We start from the raw sequence: 18,149 nt of genomic DNA, 5'->3' as shown, positions 1-18,149 counted from the left end.
GCCGAGACCCTAAGAGCCAGGTAGATGCGGATAATCCTTGCAATGCTATACGAAGCTCATAGCGTTTCGATCAACTTGCAGGAGCAGCGACCGCGAGAGCCTGCGCGGCGCAATATCTCCCCATGAATCTGCAAGCGAATGCTGGCCCTGCCGAGAATTCGCGGCGTCGGACTTTTCGTGCACCGAAATCCGTCTGGCTCGCCGCCGCTCAGTTGATCTACACGTTCCCTTCGATGGGCGTGAGCAGGACTGAGCATGCCCATGTCTGCCACCGCGAAAGGTGGCCACCAGGAATTGCGCCTGGATGGTGAACGCGATCACAAGCCCATCGAAAACCAACGAACTCGCGGTAGCCAATAGTTGGCCCGGATACGAAGTTGCTCCGCCAAGGACCATTCTCTCCTCATCTCCAGGGGTCAAATGACATCTCAAGCGTCTCGATTTACACCCGATCAGCCTCCGCAGATATGCTGCGAGTATTTGACCGAGCAAGCGCGAGCCCTGTTCGGCCCGCACCCGTTCGCTGCGGAGATGTCCGAGGACCAGGTCGCAAGCCTGCTCCCTGAATATCTGGCGATGTCACAGGCCTTCCCCTACCTGCAGGCGGGGTCGCAACGGGATCTCATATTCGATGCAATGAATCACAATCGCGATCTTGCGAGGGACATTGAGCTGACCAGCGTGGTCGGAAATTTCATCTGTTGGGATGAGACGGGCGGTTATGGCCAAATTCTCCAGGGCGGCAAGGCGGCGCTACCCGATATTCTGGTAACTGAGAACTTCCACTCCAATCTGTTTAGAAAGGATGCGTCGCAACTACTCGGCAGAGCAATACGACCCAACTACAGCGCCACGACGAAGCGGTACCTGCATTCTCTCTATGCCGGATTGTCATCGAAAGATCCCTTGGTGCGTTGCGCCTACATGGTCGCTTTTGAGCTACATGCTGCCGACATGATCCAGTCGCTATGGACCACTCTGGTCAAAACCTTCAAGACGCGGCCTGACGACCTTGAATACTTCCGCAGCCATGTCGGCGGAGAAGATCCCGCGGAGAAGTATCACGCAGAAATGACAAGCCGGCTTATTGCCGAACTTGTCCCGGCTCACCGCAATGAGCGCTTTTTGAGTGAATTCGATCGAGCCTATCGGATCAGCGTACATTGGTGCCGCGATATGCTCCGAATTGTCTCACTTAAGGGAGATGATCACTCGGAGATCGAACACCGTGGCCGTTGTCATTGTGGTTCTGTCAAGTTCTACGTCAAAGCACCGCGAGAGCTCTCTGCAGTTCGATGCAATTGCTCAATCTGCCAAATGTCTGGATTTCTGCACTTGCTCGTACCTGGCAATAAGCTCGGCATTGAGTGCGGCGAAGAATTCCTCACGGCGTATCAGTTCAACAAGAACATCGCTCGGCACACGTTTTGCCGGGTTTGTGGTGTAAAGCCATTCTATACGCCGCGGTCGAACCCCTCCGGATTCAGCGTAAACATTCGATGCCTGGATAACAGGACCATCGAACGCATAACAATAAGCGAGTTCGATGGCGAGCATTGGGACCAAGCATTCCGCTTGATGCACCAGGATCTGGAGCCATGCGTTGAAGATAAAACCCTGGAGTGAACTCGAATGGCGCGCGCAATGAATCAGAAATCCCGTCTGCTTTCAGAAGAAGCTTTGACAAAGTACCGCATTGAGCTGTTGGTGAAGGGGACGGTCGTGATCGGCCCCGAGATATTGTTCACCCAAGATGACTTGGCCATGATCGAACAGCTGCAGGCTGAGATTCCTGAAGAAGAAGTGAGGGAGGGAGATGCCGGCGACTCGCACAATGTTTTCGTCAAACGCGTGAGGGTCGACCCGCCCGGCCGCGCTCCTAGCGACGCGAGTGGTGCAGCTCCAGGGCAGATCATGAAACTACTTGAAAGGAAAGACCGAAGCTTCGCGCTAAGAAAGATTTTGGGAGCCACGTCAGATTACGTGGTTCGCCGATGCCAAATGCATCGGATGCCTCCTGGTTCTTTTGTTGGCATTCATCTGGACGCTGCGAGCGACCCGGATTTCGAGTACTCGGTGATTGTACAGCTGGCGAGGGACTTCGACGGGGGTGAGTTCGTGGTATATCCAACCCGGTACGAACACCAGGTATTCCGACCGCCATTTGGCGCCGTGCTTGTCACCACATGTAAGCTCCGGCACGAGGTGAAGCCTGTGCTGTCCGGCGAGCGCCGATCGCTGGTCTACTTCTGTTCAAAACGCAGCGGCGCGAACCGCCGGATCATTGAAAGCTCTACCGCTGACGTATGAGGTGGGGTGGCTGAAATCGCTTTCCAGTGAATTTGGTAACGGGGTGAGCTCTTAAGAAAGGATGGTAGCTTTGCCATCTTGTGCTCAGACTGTCTTTCGCAAAAGCTGCCACGGCGATGTGCATGTGGAAGAAGAGTTGCAACGGATCGAGCCGGATCTCGCCGCCCCGACCCGATCCGTTCAACCTGCGCAAGCCCAGTTGCTGGGCTTGATCCCGAGCCAGAGCGACCGCGTACAAACCTTCCAGCAGATCGTCATGATCAGGATGGTAACGGCACCGCCGATTTCCTGTTCGTGCCTGTGAACGATGCTGGCGTTACTGGCGGCGGCGCCCACTGGTCGCTTCTGTTAGTTGACGCGTGCCTACCGCGCCGGTTGCCCATCACTATGCCTCCGTCGGGTCTTCCAACAGTACCGTTGCAGAACAGCTCGCAGCACGTCTGGGCGTCCGTCTGCAAGCGGCCCGCTGGCCCGGCAGCAGAACGGCCATGATTGCGGGTTCCACGTGGTAGACGCGACGCTAGCGCTGATTGGACGATTGACGCGGGGCAAGCGGCCAGACAATGAGCCGCTGCACCTCGGGCACCTCATCGCCGATTCGCCAGCACTCCAGGGGCGACTTAAGGGTGGTCGGGATTGGGGCTGACAGAGCTCGAGCTAGACGAGGCAAACATTCGCGTCGCTTCGTCAGGTACCGCGCGCGATTGAAAGCAGGGACAAGTTCAGATGAATTCAGCGGTTGAAGATGTGGTCGCTGGGATACTCAATCAAACCATTCGCAGTAGCTGGTGCTGCAGATCGCGGGCCGCGGGCCTATTGCGCGCAATCACAAGGCACTCCACCGTGCCGGCCTCTTGATCGGCGGCAAGCGGGATCACTCCTTCCTTGCGTGTGCGGTTGAACAGAAATCCTTCCTTGACAAAACGATCATGTGCTGTTTGGAGGGATCCTGATCGAACATTTCTAACGGATAAAATAACGTTGCAACCGGAATAGTCGAAGCCGAGCAGCCGAACGGCAATGCTGTGTAACACCGAGCCGCCACCCCAGCGGCCGTTCGCTTCATTAAACAGCAACCGTCCGTCATCAGCGAAGATGGCGTCAATGTTGATCATTCCGCGATATCCCAGGTTTCGCGCGAGCGTCACAAATTGGTAGGCATGCGCCTGGGCAGTCAACCATTGCTCGTTCCCCAGGTCGCTTGGAAGCTCAAGTCCTGTCCAGATCAGAGTTCTTTCGGATCGATCCGTGCTTTTGCGCAAACGTATGTTTCCACTGTTCGTGAAAACAATTGAACCATCATCCTCGATTTCATACTCAAGATAGAACAAAGACTTGGCCAGGTGGTACGACTCCACGACCAGCGTCTTACACGATGCCGTTGTCATCTCAGACCAAAGCGCGCCAGGATCAAACGACGGCCATGGAATCCGTCGGGTATCTCTTGCCCCAGGTAGTGGATCGCTTTCATTGCCCGTCAGGATAACATTTCCGACTCCACCGGCTCCATTGTCCAGCTTTACAATGACGCTCCCGGTCTCGGTTCTGAGGGAAGTGACCGCTCTGAATAGTTCGTTCGAGTCCGTCGTGACAGATCCATTGGGCAGCGGAAGTGCGACGCTTGTCGCCAATTGACGGAAGTGGCTCTTGCGGTTCAACAGATCAGGCCCTCGCTGCAGAGCGAAGTCGTCGCCGGTCTGCGGTATGCCCAGCATGGCCGCCAGGCGTGCGACGCCTTCAGTAGAGTAGCAGGGATATAATCGCCAGGTCGATGTCTGACGAATATGTCTGTTGATTCGTTCAACAACAGAATTGGAAAGGAGTGTGCAATCATCAAGGACCGGCGATTGGCTGCCGCCTTGAGGTACAAGCAGACAGAGACTCGATGCGTCGAAATCGAGCGTCGCGCCAATGAAGGATAGCAGATCCGCCGGGATGACTACTGGGGAGACTATCAGGTCACCCTCATGAGCAAACCACGCTGAACGGTATGCCGAGTTGGCGGCCAGCGAAAGTTGAGCTGGTGTCAAATCGGCGCCCGACATCTGAGCTGTACCGGCATTCATGATCAGGATCCGCGGCATCCGCGACCTCCGGGCATTTGGAAGCGATCAGACAGGAATCGTGATGCAACAATGCTGAACTTGCTGTGCCGCGGTGAGGCACTGAGTGAGGCTCGATTTGACGCCGTCCTGCTCCGAGAGAGGATAGGTCGGTGCTTTCGCATCGACCATTGCATCCCCAGAAAATTCGGCGTGCTGAAGCTGAGGATCGGGATCCGGTCTCCCCTCTGGACGCCGAGCTGGCTCTTGAAGGCGAGCGATCCGCTCAGTCTGTCGGTTGAGGCTGACGTAGCTGAGAGTCTGCCCTTCGAAATGGATCGCAGTTGTGTCGCGAGCATAGGCAGCGTTTCCCTCGTCAGGCTGCAGAGCTCAAACTCGCTATTCATGCGCCTCACGCCCGCATAGTACGTTTGCCGCAAGTTGCTTCCGCCGCAATCCGGAATTGCTTGGCGAGGCCCCGATCACATGTTTCGGTTGGCTCTTGTACAGGCTGATCACACGGCATTGGAAGGACCCGGTTTCTCATGGTTCTCTTGGGTTGCGAACAATCGATATTGCTTGAGGGATCTCGGGCGATTGATCACTCACTCTGTTCTGCTGGGTGGCGGTCGTGTGCATCTGTCCGTAGTGATAGATACACCAGGAAGACAGTTTCTTGCCGCGTCTTTGGTATACTGGCTCGCCGCACATATAGGCCTCCCTAGCATCTCCATCTTTGAAGCCGATGATGCAACGGCATTGGCCTTCAATATGGTCGATCAACAGGACCTTCTTGAGGCCGTCGGGCTCTTTCAACTTGCTGCTCCATAATGCCAAGCAATATCATCCGATGCCGCGCTGGTCACGCGGAGCGACAATTGCAGCTCAGGCTCTTTGAGAACCTGCGCAGGCCCGCCGTCTGTCGCACCTTTCCGCGATAGAAATGCCTTGCCTTCACGGGAAAGCAGTTTGAACAGAGCGGAAAGCCGGTTCGGCGAACTGATCTTGGCGCGGTGTCGCGCCAGAGGAGGGGCTTGGTTCAGCTCGGGAAGCAGCGTCCCACACTTAGGGGTTTCGGATGGACGTCTACGTCGGTCAATTCTGACCTCGCCGGCTCTCTGGTCCCCCGGTCCAGAACAGCCACATAGTCTTGCTTCCGGAATGGCGAGCCATTCAAAGCTACGTTCGAGCCATAGCGCCGCAATCGGGACTCGCTGCAGCGCCCTTCCGACCGACCCGCCACAGGGGTTGAGGATGACCGGCCATGGGAACGGAGATCTGACCAGCTCAGACATTCGCAATCCTTCACAATCCCGGCGGCAGACCGAGATAGGCCTACCTCAAGACCGTACAACTTAACGTTACGTCCGATTCAAGCCCTTTTTGGCAGGCGTGTGAACGTGGCCAAGCTCTCGAATCGGGCCGCCGGCCGGTCTGGTGTCGCGCGCATTCAGCGCTGCGATTTGCGTCAAGAAAGTTCGTCTCCTTTGAGATCAGGGTCGCTGCCGATAAGCCCATGGTCGGAAACATTTCGCCCTATTGCGACCAAGTGCTCGCTACCTTTGCAGCGGGTTACCCGCCTGACCTCCGCTGCCGTGATTGGATAGCTCGGTCACTTCTATCCTACGCTGACCTTGCAATGCCAAATCCGGCATCCGACCGATACTTTTCGATGAGGTCGGCCTAAGGGGGCGCAGCCTGCAGCCCTTAGGGGCGGCGAGGAACGATCCTGCGAACGTGCCCCCGGCCGCCATCAAACGCGCGTCGCGATCACTGACTTCGCCCGGCGTCGAGATTACCGCAGCGTCTGACAGAGGCGGTAGAGCAGCCGCGCGCGAGGTTCAATCGACGAGATGTAGAGTTGCTCATAACGCGTATGCGCGCCCTTGCCATCGACACCAAGACCGTCAAGTGTCGCGGTATGCGGCGCGGTGAAATTGCTATCGGAGCCGCCGTCGCTGAACGCGTCGAACACTCGGCATCACGCACCTCTATGTCTCGGACGAAGAGATCGGCAGCCCAACCTCTCGCGGGCTGATCGAGGCCGATGGCCGCAAGCGAAATACATACTGGCGCAAGGGCGTGGCGTGCTTTGACGTATTCATCAAGCGCGCTCCCGCGCATGCAGGTACGCGCCCCGAGGACGGCCGCAGCGCGATCCGGGAACTCGGCCATGTGATCCAGACGCTGGAGGCGATGAACGATCTCACGCGTGGTATCACCGTCAATGTCGGCGTCGTCCGCGGCGGCACCAGGCCCAACGTGGTCGCGGAACTGGCCTATTCGCAAGTCGACATGCGCGTCCCGACCATGGCCCATGCCGACGAGCTGGTGCCGCAGATTCTCGGCATCAGCTCGCGCACCGAGGGCGTCAGCGTGAATGTATCAGGCGAATTGAACCGAGCTCGAAGCCAAGCTCGGTGGCGAGCTTTTTGGCGTGTGCGTAAAGTGCGGCACCGGCACGGGTCTTCTTATATGGCGGACGTTGCGCAGCAGTCGGTATGTAACGGAAGCGGTGATCTCGACCCCGAAACGTCGTTCCCGACAGTTGATAGTGATGCTGGTTTTTGCATCTGCTGGCCAACGAGCCCAAGCTCCCGCGTTCGGGGTGGCCAGGCGTCGGGCGAAGCTCCCGCGCCGAGCCGGACTGCCGAGCGGACTGCGCGGCCGGCGAACCCGGCTGCTCACGAGCTTGCAGCCCAGCTCTCGGTTCGCCGCGATGAACAGCAAGCAGCTTGCAAAGATGCGGCAAATCGGGGCCGTATACTCTGCCTTCAGTGCGTGGCAAAGAAGCACCCCTTATGCAGCTCGAACATTTCTTCGAAGCTTCGGGCGAGTGACGAGCGGGTCGGTTAGGGCGCACCAAGGCGACCTTGCCGGCCCGCAACAAAGCAGGACAGCCACTTCGCGTGACCGCGTAAGCTCGCTCTCTTCAGAAGTGTCGGCGCTGGGAGCTGGACCTGCGACCCCTTCTCAGATGATGGGAAAACTCTGCTGAAACATTCCACGCGCGTCTAAAGGTTAGCATGCAGATTACCTAAGCGCTCCAGCCCCTGCTCAATGAGAGATATTGGAAGATAGCTGAAACACAGGCGCACGTGACGGCCACTTCGTGGGCCATAGTTCCGACCATTTATAAGGTGTACGTCGTGCTCCCGGCTTGCAGCTTCAATAAACCTCACCGGATCGGTACCCGCGGTAAGCCGTACCCAGAACGAGAAGCCCCCGCTTGGCACACTATATTCCGGCTCGAGAATCCGGCTGCGCTGCAATAACCTATGTACGCCATCTCGCTTCGCTCGGTAGTGCTCGCGCAAGCGTGTTATGTGCGAGTCAAGAGCGCTCGATTGCAACAATCCCAAAACAACATTACTTAGAACCGGACTTACGCCGCCGTCGCGTTTGAGGTGCGCAAGCCTGTTGATAATGTCCGGCTCCGCAAGCACCCAGCCTACCCGTAGTCCCGGTCCGGCAACTTTTGAGATGCTATGGACATTGATCACGTTGTCGCCCGGCGCCAACCAATGCACTGGACCGTTATAGGGCAACTCAGCATAGACAAGATCCTGCACCAAGAGAGCGCCACTGCGGGCTAGCAGTGCCGCCAATTTGGCTACATAGTCGCACGACATCTGGTGCCCGATTGGATTATGAAATGCCGGCATCGTGTAGAAAAGCTTCACCCGGGCACTGGTCTGCAGCATTGCCTCCACTTCGTTCAGATCCACTCCCTCTGCGGCCAGACCTAGCTGGACCACGGTTGCACCCGCGATCGAAAACGTACGCAGTGCACCCAAGTAGGAGGGGTCCTCCGTCAGGACCACGTCACCGGGGTCAATCCATCCATCGGCAAGTAATTGTAAGGCTTGTGAAGCTCCACCCGTAAGCATAACTTGGTCATGCCGCACACCGTACCTCAGTGCGAGCTTTGTACGAAGTTCGGGCAAACCCGCCGCATCTGTATACTGCAGCAGATCGTCGGGAGCCACACCTGTACGTCCGTCAAACGCGTCTGGCCACGGCAGTTCTGCAAACATCACCGGGTCAGGCAGCGCGTAGCCGAAATTGATACCATGCATCGCACTTGAGGAGTTGAACGGCGCAAAACCCTGAGCGACAGCGCTGCGTTTTGAGATGCGCATATTCATGGCTTCGTCATTCGGATCTTCATGATTGCCAAATCTGTTCTTTGCGAAAGCGCTTGTTGTACTCCGAGGCAAAGCTTGCAGGTATTGGCGTGCTGAAACGGGGAAAGTTCACCGACGCCTTTGGCTGGGCTGCTACGGCTGATGTCTCGAGGGACGGCCGCCAGGAACCGCCAAAGTAGTGCTGGCCGTAGCCCATCGCTAGCTCAGGTATTACGGGATAGAGTAGGCTCAGGAACAGCGAGATCTGCGCAGCATTCCATGTCCGACCCTTTGCATGTGCGATGCCAGCTAGCTCGAAGTACCTGTCGATGATATCAAGCGCATCCCAGAAACGCAGTGCGGTGACCGCTTCGGCGTAATCTTCAGCGAAGCGGCGGAAATTCGGGGAGAGTTCGGTGCTCTCTACCCTACGCTCGCTTTCTGCAAGGCGCCGTAACGCATCTTCCCAGACCCGAATGCGTGAGGCTGCCGAGATGAGCCCGTCGAGATCAAAATGGTTTGCGTCGGTTCCAAACGGCTTGGCCACTCGCGCCAGTGCATAACGGAGTACGTTTGGCCCCACTTCGCGCGCCACTTCATCGGCCCAAAGAGCATGATCACGACTGGTGGAAAACTTCTCGCCTTCCAGCTTGTAGAAATCCTGGACGGAGTGATTTGTTGGAATTGGGTAGCCGCGCGCGAGCAGAGCGCCGGCCACACCTAGCGTGTAGTAGAAGCGATTATCCTGCCCCATGAAGAAGAGAAGCTCGCTGTTCTGGTCGTGCAACGTCGCGTTTGCGTCCAGACCTGAGCGGGCGCATTGCTCCCGAATTCCGGTGTCGAAGCACCAGAGGCCCTCAAACCATGTAAGCAGCGTTTGGCCGATCAGAGAGTCAGGCTGTTCTACCTCCACTCCGTGCCTGAAATGGCGGGTCATCGGCAAACCGCGCACCTCCCGGTGCAGCCAAGCGCGCGCCTTGGCGCGTATCGGCTCGGGCCATGCGCTTTCTCCAATGGCTTCATGCAGTTGGCGAGCGAGACCTGGCATGTCGAACACGGCCTGCCTGATGGGTCTTAGCGCAAGATTGCGGCCGCAGGTGACGTGCCGTGCGTCACGGATTGTGTCGTGCTGGACAGCCAGCCCGCAGTTCTCACACAGGTTGCTGTCGCAAGGCGATGAGCAAGCCGGGCAACGTCCAGTTGCGAGCGAGTCCGTAACGAACTCATCACAATGTTCGCAATATAGTTGGACGCCCTGCCGTACGTCGACGTAGCCGGCCACTTGCAGTTCGCGGAATATCGCTAACGCATTTTCCTTGTGAGCCGCGCTAGATGTGCGCACGAACACATCAGGCGTAATTTGCACGGCACGCAAACACTCTAAGATCTGGTGAACGTATTGTTCTGCGACCTCGCTAAAGGATCGGCCGAGCTTTCGTGCCGTTTCAAGCGTATGTGTGCCGTGCTCGTCTGAACCAGTGATGTAGTAGGCCCGATGGCCGGTCATGCGTTGAAAGCGGACGAAGATATCAGCGAGTAAATACACTCCGCCGATGTGGCCCAGATGTAGTTTGCCGTTAGGGCAAGGCGGCGCGGGACAGACAAAATAAGTGCGCACGTTAATCCCACCAGATCGAGATAAACTTGAGAGCGCTGTCTTGGCTGTTATTGCGGATAGTGTGCGTCTGATGTGGCGACATGTAACACAAGGTCGTTTCGCTAACATCACGGACCTGACCGTCGACTTCGAATTCTCCACGACCAGAGATCAGCAGCCACAGTTCGTGCTCCTGATGATCGTGCGGGTCGACCGCATCGCCAGGAGCGAGTTCCACGACTGAAGCGCCAAATGCTGGGCTGAGACCCTCCGGGAGATGCTCCAAAAGGCGCCAGACCAGAACGCCGTATTCGGTTCGCATTAAAGAAGGATCGGGCTGCGTCGTGTACACGTTGCTCTTCCTCAGACGTGGCTGTCAGTCGCGATAGAATATGCCATTGGGAAGCTTTAGGTTTTCAAGATTCGCCACCGCTTCCTCCGGTGGGTTGTAGGCGCGCTTCATGCGGTTGTATTCGGTGCGTGTCGGACCCCCAGTGGATGCGCGCTGGAATACCAAGTGAATTGCACGACGCGACCGATCGCTCTTGTTTGGCAGGGAGTAATGGGGCGCGTAATCGTCGAAAATGAAAACATCGCCAGCTGTCAATTGCACCGGCTCCCATGTGAAGGTCTCGGCGATCTCCGGGTGAATCACGCCGCCGGCATCCATCGGAAACATTCCTTCCTTATGGCGAGCTGGCGTGAAGAAGAGCCCACCGTTACCCGGGTCGGAGTCGTCCACGGCGATGGATGCAATTGCGTGCACCATTCGTTCGGGTATCTTGTGGGGGACATGATAGATGTCCTGATGAGGGCGGTATCCGCCGCTGTCCGGATACTTGAAGATCAGAAGTTCCTTCAACATCCGTGTCTTCTCATTCAAGAGCGTCTCGACCGCTATACGAATGCGGCCATCGGCCAGGAGCGCCTCCCGTAGAGGGGCATGGTAGTCTAAGAAGTTCTCTGCCTTGGAGATAATCTTCCGGCTGTCACTCGTCTTCTCGAACCACAACATCCACTTGTCGGAGCTTACATCCCAACGTGCAACTTCCTCGACGTAACGAGAAATCTTCTCGCGCGTGGCTGGATCGAAGAACTGTTCCAACCGAAGGTATCCATTCTTACGCCATTTCGATTGTTGTGCCTCAGTCAGCATGTGTGAGGTCCTTCCTAAGATGAGACGGATCAGTTGTGCTTTGCCCGAGGCGGCTTGCTAGCACCGCATTAAGAGCGGTCGCGCTCAATAGGCTCAGCAACATCACGTCAGGGCCGAATCCACGGACCAACTGCCCTCCGACCATGGGAAAGCCGAAGAGCCCGAGGAAGTATGCGAGGGTAAAGATCTGCGAGGTGGTGGGCACGGAGACGCCGTGCTCGCCGGCGAGATTGACGGCTATCGTGTTCAAGGTTGAATAACTTAATCCATAGCCGGCGGCAAAGAGGACAGTGGCCGCAATATAGAGTGAGGCGCTGCCACCGTTGAGAAGGAACAGCACCAGAGACGCAGCGGTCAGTAGCATGAGCGTGAGCGCCAGTCGGCGTAAGGGCAGGCTGCCCATGAGGTCAGCGACTGAGAAGCGTAGTACCACGCTCGTAGCAGTAAAAACGAGAAAGAACAGATCGGAATTCAAGTGACGTGATGCGGCATACGCGCTCTGATATGTAGACAGCCCCGCGAATATGCAGGCTGAAATCGCAATCATGGCGATGGGGCGTGCTGTGCACTTCTGAAGCAGTGTCGTGGTCGCGGCCAGTGTAATTGCGATATCCGGCATAGCCAGTGCCGATAGCCTCGACATCGCGCGTCTTGCAAGGTCTACGCAGGCCGCGGCGATCACGCACGCAATCGCAAGCACGGCATAAATCGTCGCCAGCGAACCAGTGTACTTTGCGAGCAAGTGACCAAGTGGAGCCGCTAGGCCGAGCCCAGCCATTTGTGATCCGGATAAGACCGTCAAATACTGAATACGTGCTGAGGGCTGTAGATGGCCGATGATCTGCAGCGGTGCCAAAATGAAGAACACTGACCAAGCAGCGCCCACCAGTAGTCCTCCACCGTACGCCGCTCGCGTATCGAGGGCAGCGCCGGCAAAGGCCAGCATTGCTAACGCCATAAACAGCGATGCGACGGTCAACGTGGGTAATAGGCCTATCCGCTTTGCCAGCCGCCCTGCTAAGCAACAGGAAACGAGAGTGGCAGCCATGCCGCTTGATATAATAAGATCCGCGGTTCGACTATCCATTCCGAGCGCATGCATGTAGTCCGGCAACAGAAAGCTAGTGCCGTAAGCTGCTGCAATGACAATGGAGGCAATCAAAAATGGTACAAAGGCGAGGTACTCGAGCGTGCCTGAAAGCTGGTCGGCGGCGTTGGCCGGTCCATCCGCAATCCGGCCCCGCAGCGGTGAGGTCGAGCCGCCGTTCATGTGCAACCCAATACCTGTCGGGTTGATCGCATCGCAACCAACCCGGCGTCTCCTTCAGACGTGTCCGAAGGTGCGTAAACCTGAATCATCTGCCTGTCGGATGTATTCAAATAGAACGGTCGGCCGAGGAGGCTATTAATAATTTGGCTGTTGCGGTACGCGACCAAAGATAGATTGGCGCTCTGCAATCCGTGCTGCACGCGACTTTGGTTTTGTAGATATATTGGCCCGGGCATGTGCCGACTGAAGCGGACTGCGTAGTCCGGGCCGAGAACGGGTAGGCCATCTTCCATACACGCACCCTCGAGGAGGGCCTCCAAGAAGGGCGGCGTACGTGGCTGGAAACCTGTAGCAAGCACTACACGATCGACGAGGATGCGGCTATTTCGCTGCGTTGCGATCTCATCTAGATCTACTCGCCACCGCTTTATGTGGGACGTGATGTCTTTCACGACTACGCTGGACAACACACGAAAACGGTCGGCCTGCGTGCCATCCACGTTGCGTTCGTACAGCATTTCATACAGGCGGTTGCACAAATCGACAGAAATTCCATCGCTCGTAAGCATCTCGCCCTCAACTATGTCCCGGCGTTGCTGAAGCGGTAGAGCGTGAAAGCGACGGCTGTAGGCGGGTGTGTAAGCCTCATTCACAAAGCTGTTGTCGTCGATGGAAAACAAGTTCGAACGCGACGTCGCCCACGTGATCTGGGTGGATACAGAACGAGTAAGAATGTCCTCGATAATCTCAGCCCCGCTCTGGCCACCTCCCACAACAAGCACATGCTCGGCTGCATGCGGTAGCTGCCGCTCGAGATAGTCGGCTGCATGGTAGACAGTGTCACATAGCAAAGATCTGGCAAAGGCGGGGATCTTGGGCTCTACGCCAACGGCCACAACAACAGCGCGCGCCAAGTATGTGGTTGTATTCGTGCTGATGCGGTAGCCGTCCCTAAACGGAATAACATCCGTGACGTCCTCGGAGAAGCGGAGCGTATTGAGTCGCCCTGCGACCCACCGGTAATACTCAGTGAACTCCTGCCGGGACGTTGATGCATTGCGCTTGTTGACAAAGCTGTAGAGCCGACCATGCAGTGCCAAATAGTTGAGGAATGAGTATGGGCTAGTAGGATCGACCAGGGTCACGCAATCCTTGAGCGGCGACACCTGCAGCCGACTGTTCGGCAGCGCAAGGCCTGGATGCCAGAAAAGTGCGTCGCGCTTCTCCAGGAAAAGTGCGCGGAGCGGAGTAGGGTCAATAAGCGCTGCAAGACTGAGGTTAAATGGGCCGATTCCAATTCCAATGACATCCAGCATTTCCACAGAAGTCTCTTTGAGCTCGTGTAAGTTCTTGTCCTTGGCGCTTGTGTAGATTCTGTCCGGGTCCGGGTGCTTCGCTTCACTACTAAAGCACGTTTGTGTGACTTGGGATGCGGCAGCGGCTTGGCCTGTAGCCGCGGGAGGCGTGGTGAATCCTGCATCTGCAAGAGCCGCGTTTTGCAAGCCGTCTGTTGAAACCGGCAACAGTCTCATCCGTGTGACCACTAATGTCCGCCTGCGAAATCTTCACCCACCCCATCCGGTGTTCTCTCTGCTCATTAGCAACCGCCGTGCCACCCACAAAATCTCGACTGCGCCTTGTTGGACGAGAAGAACATGGCCACGTACAGCGTTTCGTGCGGAGTTGCTGCGGCAGCTCTTGTCGGATTTACGACATTGAGGCGGCCATCGGACATACACATACAGAATACGAAGTGCGCGGATCCATGGCTGGGAAACCAACATCTATGCCGACAATGCTCAAATCACCACGATCTTTCCACACATTGTCAGCGCTTCAGGGCTCGCAGACCACTCGTCTGTAGTCGCACCAGGAGAGCTGCGTCGCGCCAGGCGGCTGCAGAGATCTTCAGCGCTGCAATGTTGGCAGTTTCTCAGGCAGCGGCGGTCGAGAGTTAGGCTTTGGCCGAATGCGGTGGCCTCTTTTGGGAGGTTGTGGCAAACGGTTCGGAGCAACGCGCTTTGCGCCCACCTGCACACTTGGTACACTGTAAAGGCCGGCTGTGGCTCCCGCTATTCGGTCCCGGTTCTGGTCCGTGCGCCGCCCCCGAGTGACTGACGGTTTTGCCGCAGGCCCGCGCTCCGATCCTCCACCACGCTCCTCAGGCAACGTGGGTTTGCGACTGGTCCAGCTGCTGCTCAAAGCTCACTTAGGCTCGCGCCGTGCGCCTGTTGCCCTATCGACACGAGATATTCTTCTGCGTGAAGCCTGGCGCAAATGGGTCAAAATGCGGACGATTGGCGCCGATATGGGGCCAAGGACTGAACTACAGCACAGTCATCAATCTTCGTGCGGCGGCCGCACGATGGCAAGATGCACCTTGCGGTGCGCTCTTTGGCGCGAAGGAAGCCTGTAGGACACCATCGATGTTGAGGAACCGGAGGTCATGCGTAAGCGGCAAAGAGACCCCATCTGGCAGAGTGGCGGAGAGATCGGCTATCGGCTGCTCAGTTGTGAGCCGATGTGAGCGTCTATGTCTGCGCCTAGTTCTGAAACTAGAGCCTTCCATATGATCGAAGCGGTCGCCGAGCGTCTTGAGGGAGCTCCGCGACAACTTCGCCGACGCTGGTCGGATGAATTCAAGGCACAAGTGGTGGCAGAGGCGCTTGAGCCCGGCGCGAGCGTATCGGCGATCGCCCATCGGATCGGCATTCACCCGTCGCAGCTCTTCGCCTGGCGTCGCGATGCTCGGGCCGAGCGGCATTATTGCTCGCGGCACTCGAGTGACGAGGGCGTGGTGGCGTCTATGACGGGTGCAGTGATCGAGATTGCCATTGGCGAGGTGGTCGTGCGCGCCGGCCGGCATGTCGAGGAGGCGCATTTGCAGCGGGTGATCCGGGCGGTCCGATCGGCATGATCCCCTCTGGTGTGAAGGTGTTCCTGGCCAGCCATCCGGTCGACTTCCGCAAGGGTATCGATGGCCTTGTTGCGCTGGTGCGCGATGCGGGCTCAGATCCGTTCGACGGTGCGCTTTATGTGTTCCGGGCCAAAAAAGCCGACAGAATCAAGATCGTGTGGTGGGATGGCTCCGGCGTGTGCCTCTATTTAAAGCGTCTCGAGCAGGCGAAGTTCTGCTGGCCGCGGATCGGGCATCATCGGGTGCAGCTGAATCCGGCGCAGTTGATGGCGCTCGTGGACGGGATGGATTGGAAGCGGGTCCGGACTATGGCGGTTAAGCCGCCGGAGATTGTTGGGTAAAAGCACTGCGGCGAAGTGAATCAATGGCCTGAAAGGACGAGAGAACCGGAGCAAAATGTGCTCTGGTCGGGTCAATGTCGCCGCCCGATCTCAGCCTCCCGAATGACGTAGAGACGCTGAAGGCCATGGTTCTTGCCATGGCCGAGAAAGTGGCTCGCGCCGATGCCTTGGCGAGCGAAGTCGCCGATCTCAAGGCCCGCAACGCCGATGCCGATGCGCGCATCGAGCGGCTGACACAGATCCTGAAGGCCTTCGACCGCGCCCGGTTCGGCCGACGATCGGAGAAGCTCGGCTCGGCGAACGGCGACGATGAACAGCAGGCCTTAGTCTTCGAGGAGATCGAGATCGGCATCGCTGCGATCAAGGCTCAGGTCAGCAAGGGGCGTGCGCAAACGGATGGCAAGCGTGCACCGCGCCGGCGCAAGGGCTTTGCGCCCCATCTGGAACGGATCGAAACTGAGCCGAAAGAGCTGGCCGTGCATGCCGGTAAGCAGAAGGTGCTGATCGGCGAGGACGTGTCAGAGCGTCTGGATGTGGTGCCGGCGAAGTTCCGCGTCATCGTCACGCGCCGTCCCAAGTATGCCTTCAAGAACGAGGACGGCGTGATCCAGGCGCCGGCCCCAGCTCATATCATTGAAGGAGGCATTCCGACGGAAGCGCTTCTGGCCCAGATCGCCGTCGCCAAATATGCCGACGGCCTGCCGCTCTACCGGCAGGAGGCCATCTACGCCCGCGATCGTGTCGAGCTCGACCGGCAGCTGATGGCGCAATGGATGGGCAAGCTCGGCTTCGAGCTCGAGATCATGGCCGACTACATCTTCAGCGAGGTTAAGAAGGCCGAACGGGTCTTTGCCGACGAAACTACTTTGCCAACGCTCGCTCCGGGCTCCGGATCGACGAAGACAGCCTATTTGTGGGCCTATGCCAGGGATGACCGAACCTTTGGCCGCAGCAGTCCGCCGATGGTGGCTTATCGCTTCGAAGACAGTCGTGCCGGCGAATGCGCGGCCCGACATCTCAATGGTTATCACGGCATCCTGCAAGTTGATGGATACGCCGCCTATAACTAGCTGGCGCGATCCGATCGCGGCAATGACGGCGTCACATTGGCTGGCTGCTGGTCACACAGCCGGCGCAAGTTCTACGAGCTGCATGTTGCAGGGACCTCGGAAGTGGCAACGGCGACGGTCGAGCGGATGGCCACGCTCTGGCAGGTCGAGAAAATGGCGCGCGGTCAAGGCCCCGACACTCGCGTTGCCGCGCGCCAGCAAGCCTCCGCGGCGATCGTCGCAGATCTCTTCGATCTCTGGCAGCAGACCTTGCGTCGGATCTCCGGCAAATCAAAACTGGCCGAGGCGATCCGCTATGCCGTCTCGCGCCGTGCCATCTTCGAACGCTTCCTGACTGATGGTCGCATCGAGCTCGACTCCAACATCGTCGAACGCACTATCCGGCCACAAACAATCACGAGAAAGAATAGCCTCTTCGCGGGCAGCGACGGCGGCGGACGAACCTGGGCGACCATCGCAACACTGCTGCAGACAGCGAAGATGAACAACGTCGATCCGTTCGCCTGGCTCACCCTAACCCTTCAGCGTATCGCCAACGGCTGGCCAAGCAGTGAAATCGACGCGCTTATGCCATGGAACCACGCCGCCTGACGGCCTCAGCTTGCCGCTTACGGTCATGCAACGTTTGCTGAAGCCGGTTCGGCCAGTTTGCGGCACTCCACGTCAACATCACCAACGATCCCTAGTTCGCCGGCCATTCAATGAACAAGTGTTGATCGGCCCTCATTCCAAGGTCGCGAACGATGCGACTGCACGCGGTCTCGCGCGCATGATCGGCGGTGTCCACCCATATGGTGCACATGACAAGATCGGCGATCGTGGTGAATTCGATCCAACCGATCGGCGGCATTTCCCCGGCCTCCGTTCGTTCGAGCTTCAACAATCCAGCGGCGCGAAGGGCTGGCCGAGCAATGGCCTTGCTCAGTCTGAAGTCGCAGTGGTCGCAATGACCGACTACTGGCTCTCCAACCAATGAGCCCACAGATCACGAGAGCAAGAAGGGCAATTGCTTACCAAAACGCATTGGTGTCGAGGGCAGACCGCCAGCCAGCCGATCGTCCACTCCCGCCGGATGTACGGTATGTCGTCCTCGGCCAGACGGGAAGGGTAGACCGCTACAGAACGGCCGACTGTTGGTCGCGCAGGTCGACGACGGACACGGAGCGCTGAACCGGCCTTGGTGTTCATCGTCGTGCGCCGAGAACCAGGCGGCCATAGTCATACCTGGAAGCCGCCTAGGACCAAACCCTGTCTTCATGGTGAGCTGATCTTCGTGTGGACGGCGCCACCACTCCGTGTGGCGGCGGCCATCGATCCCG

General features: G+C 57.8%; 15 protein-coding genes and 3 pseudogenes. 8 read left to right on the top strand and 10 right to left on the bottom strand.

The features are described 5' to 3' along the window. The first annotated feature begins 480 nt into the window (after window positions 1–480). The 3 genes from GGD66_RS10940 to GGD66_RS10930 all read left to right on the top strand — a co-directional run bounded on the left by GGD66_RS10940 (window position 481) and on the right by GGD66_RS10930 (window position 2,614). Complete coding sequence (locus GGD66_RS10940) at window positions 481–1,626, top strand: GFA family protein (protein ID WP_246788827.1); 1,146 nt, start codon at window positions 481–483, stop codon at window positions 1,624–1,626. A gap of 6 nt (window positions 1,627–1,632) precedes the next feature. After that, window positions 1,633–2,310 carry a 2OG-Fe(II) oxygenase gene (locus tag GGD66_RS10935; protein WP_183257693.1) on the top strand — a complete coding sequence of 226 codons (678 nt, stop codon included), beginning with the start codon at window positions 1,633–1,635 and terminating at the stop codon, window positions 2,308–2,310. 124 nt (window positions 2,311–2,434) lie between these two features. Beyond that, window positions 2,435–2,614, top strand: coding sequence for a hypothetical protein (locus GGD66_RS10930; protein ID WP_183257691.1), 180 nt, complete (start codon window positions 2,435–2,437; stop codon window positions 2,612–2,614). A 463-nt stretch (window positions 2,615–3,077) separates the two neighbouring features. Here the strand turns inward: GGD66_RS10930 and GGD66_RS10925 are convergent, their stop codons facing one another. From GGD66_RS10925 to GGD66_RS10915, 3 genes and pseudogenes are all read right to left on the bottom strand, one after another. Continuing rightward, the gene (locus GGD66_RS10925; protein ID WP_183257690.1) at window positions 3,078–4,394 is read right to left on the bottom strand and encodes a peptide ligase PGM1-related protein; all 1,317 of its coding nucleotides are present in this window, start codon (window positions 4,392–4,394) and stop codon (window positions 3,078–3,080) included. A gap of 501 nt (window positions 4,395–4,895) precedes the next feature. Continuing rightward, window positions 4,896–5,168, bottom strand: coding sequence for a hypothetical protein (locus tag GGD66_RS10920; protein ID WP_183257688.1), 273 nt, complete (start codon window positions 5,166–5,168; stop codon window positions 4,896–4,898). Between the two features lie 979 nt (window positions 5,169–6,147). Further along, window positions 6,148–6,321: pseudogene (locus GGD66_RS10915) on the bottom strand (M20 family peptidase); the annotation flags it as partial. On the opposite strand from GGD66_RS10915, the pseudogene GGD66_RS10910 reads away from it, so the two are divergent. Continuing rightward, a pseudogene (locus GGD66_RS10910) lies at window positions 6,318–6,755 on the top strand (peptidase dimerization domain-containing protein); the annotation flags it as partial. The pseudogenes GGD66_RS10915 and GGD66_RS10910 sit on opposite strands and share 4 nt — an antisense overlap. A gap of 611 nt (window positions 6,756–7,366) precedes the next feature. Here GGD66_RS10910 and GGD66_RS10905 read toward each other — a convergent pair. From GGD66_RS10905 to GGD66_RS10880, 6 genes are read right to left on the bottom strand one after another with little or no spacing between them, the layout of a single operon-like run. Beyond that, window positions 7,367–8,500: a PLP-dependent aminotransferase family protein gene (locus GGD66_RS10905; protein WP_183257687.1), complete on the bottom strand. Its 1,134-nt coding sequence runs from the start codon at window positions 8,498–8,500 to the stop codon at window positions 7,367–7,369. 19 nt (window positions 8,501–8,519) lie between these two features. After that, window positions 8,520–10,097: a class I tRNA ligase family protein gene (locus tag GGD66_RS10900; RefSeq protein WP_183257686.1), complete on the bottom strand. Its 1,578-nt coding sequence runs from the start codon at window positions 10,095–10,097 to the stop codon at window positions 8,520–8,522. Between the two features lies 1 nt (window position 10,098). Further along, complete coding sequence (locus tag GGD66_RS10895; RefSeq protein ID WP_104465072.1) at window positions 10,099–10,428, bottom strand: cupin domain-containing protein; 330 nt, start codon at window positions 10,426–10,428, stop codon at window positions 10,099–10,101. A gap of 24 nt (window positions 10,429–10,452) precedes the next feature. Continuing rightward, window positions 10,453–11,232 (bottom strand): phytanoyl-CoA dioxygenase family protein, encoded by a 780-nt coding sequence (locus GGD66_RS10890; RefSeq protein ID WP_183257685.1) that lies wholly within the window; start codon window positions 11,230–11,232, stop codon window positions 10,453–10,455. Further along, window positions 11,222–12,502 (bottom strand): MFS transporter, encoded by a 1,281-nt coding sequence (locus tag GGD66_RS10885; protein ID WP_183257684.1) that lies wholly within the window; start codon window positions 12,500–12,502, stop codon window positions 11,222–11,224. The genes GGD66_RS10890 and GGD66_RS10885 overlap by 11 nt, the downstream gene beginning before the upstream one ends. Beyond that, window positions 12,499–14,034, bottom strand: coding sequence for a lysine N(6)-hydroxylase/L-ornithine N(5)-oxygenase family protein (locus GGD66_RS10880; protein ID WP_246788826.1), 1,536 nt, complete (start codon window positions 14,032–14,034; stop codon window positions 12,499–12,501). The genes GGD66_RS10885 and GGD66_RS10880 overlap by 4 nt, the downstream gene beginning before the upstream one ends. A gap of 1,037 nt (window positions 14,035–15,071) precedes the next feature. Here GGD66_RS10880 and GGD66_RS10875 point away from each other — a divergent pair. From GGD66_RS10875 to GGD66_RS10860, 4 genes and pseudogenes are all read left to right on the top strand, one after another. Next, window positions 15,072–15,419, top strand: coding sequence for a transposase (locus GGD66_RS10875; RefSeq protein ID WP_246788825.1), 348 nt, complete (start codon window positions 15,072–15,074; stop codon window positions 15,417–15,419). Next, window positions 15,416–15,760, top strand: coding sequence for an IS66 family insertion sequence element accessory protein TnpB (tnpB, locus tag GGD66_RS10870; RefSeq protein WP_183257682.1), 345 nt, complete (start codon window positions 15,416–15,418; stop codon window positions 15,758–15,760). Before GGD66_RS10875 ends, tnpB begins: the two co-directional genes overlap by 4 nt. A gap of 74 nt (window positions 15,761–15,834) precedes the next feature. Then, window positions 15,835–17,421: pseudogene (gene tnpC, locus GGD66_RS10865) on the top strand (IS66 family transposase). A 25-nt stretch (window positions 17,422–17,446) separates the two neighbouring features. Next, window positions 17,447–17,806 (top strand): hypothetical protein, encoded by a 360-nt coding sequence (locus tag GGD66_RS10860; protein ID WP_183257681.1) that lies wholly within the window; start codon window positions 17,447–17,449, stop codon window positions 17,804–17,806. Here GGD66_RS10860 and GGD66_RS42365 read toward each other — a convergent pair. Continuing rightward, window positions 17,785–18,018, bottom strand: a complete 234-nt coding sequence (locus GGD66_RS42365; protein ID WP_183257679.1) for a TniQ family protein — start codon at window positions 18,016–18,018, stop codon at window positions 17,785–17,787. The genes GGD66_RS10860 and GGD66_RS42365 overlap by 22 nt on opposite strands. Between the last annotated feature and the right edge of the window lie 131 nt (window positions 18,019–18,149).

The organism is Bradyrhizobium sp. CIR48 (assembly GCF_014198315.1).
GTDB lineage: Bacteria > Pseudomonadota > Alphaproteobacteria > Rhizobiales > Xanthobacteraceae > Bradyrhizobium.
This window is presented reverse-complemented; position numbering and strand designations above follow the sequence as displayed.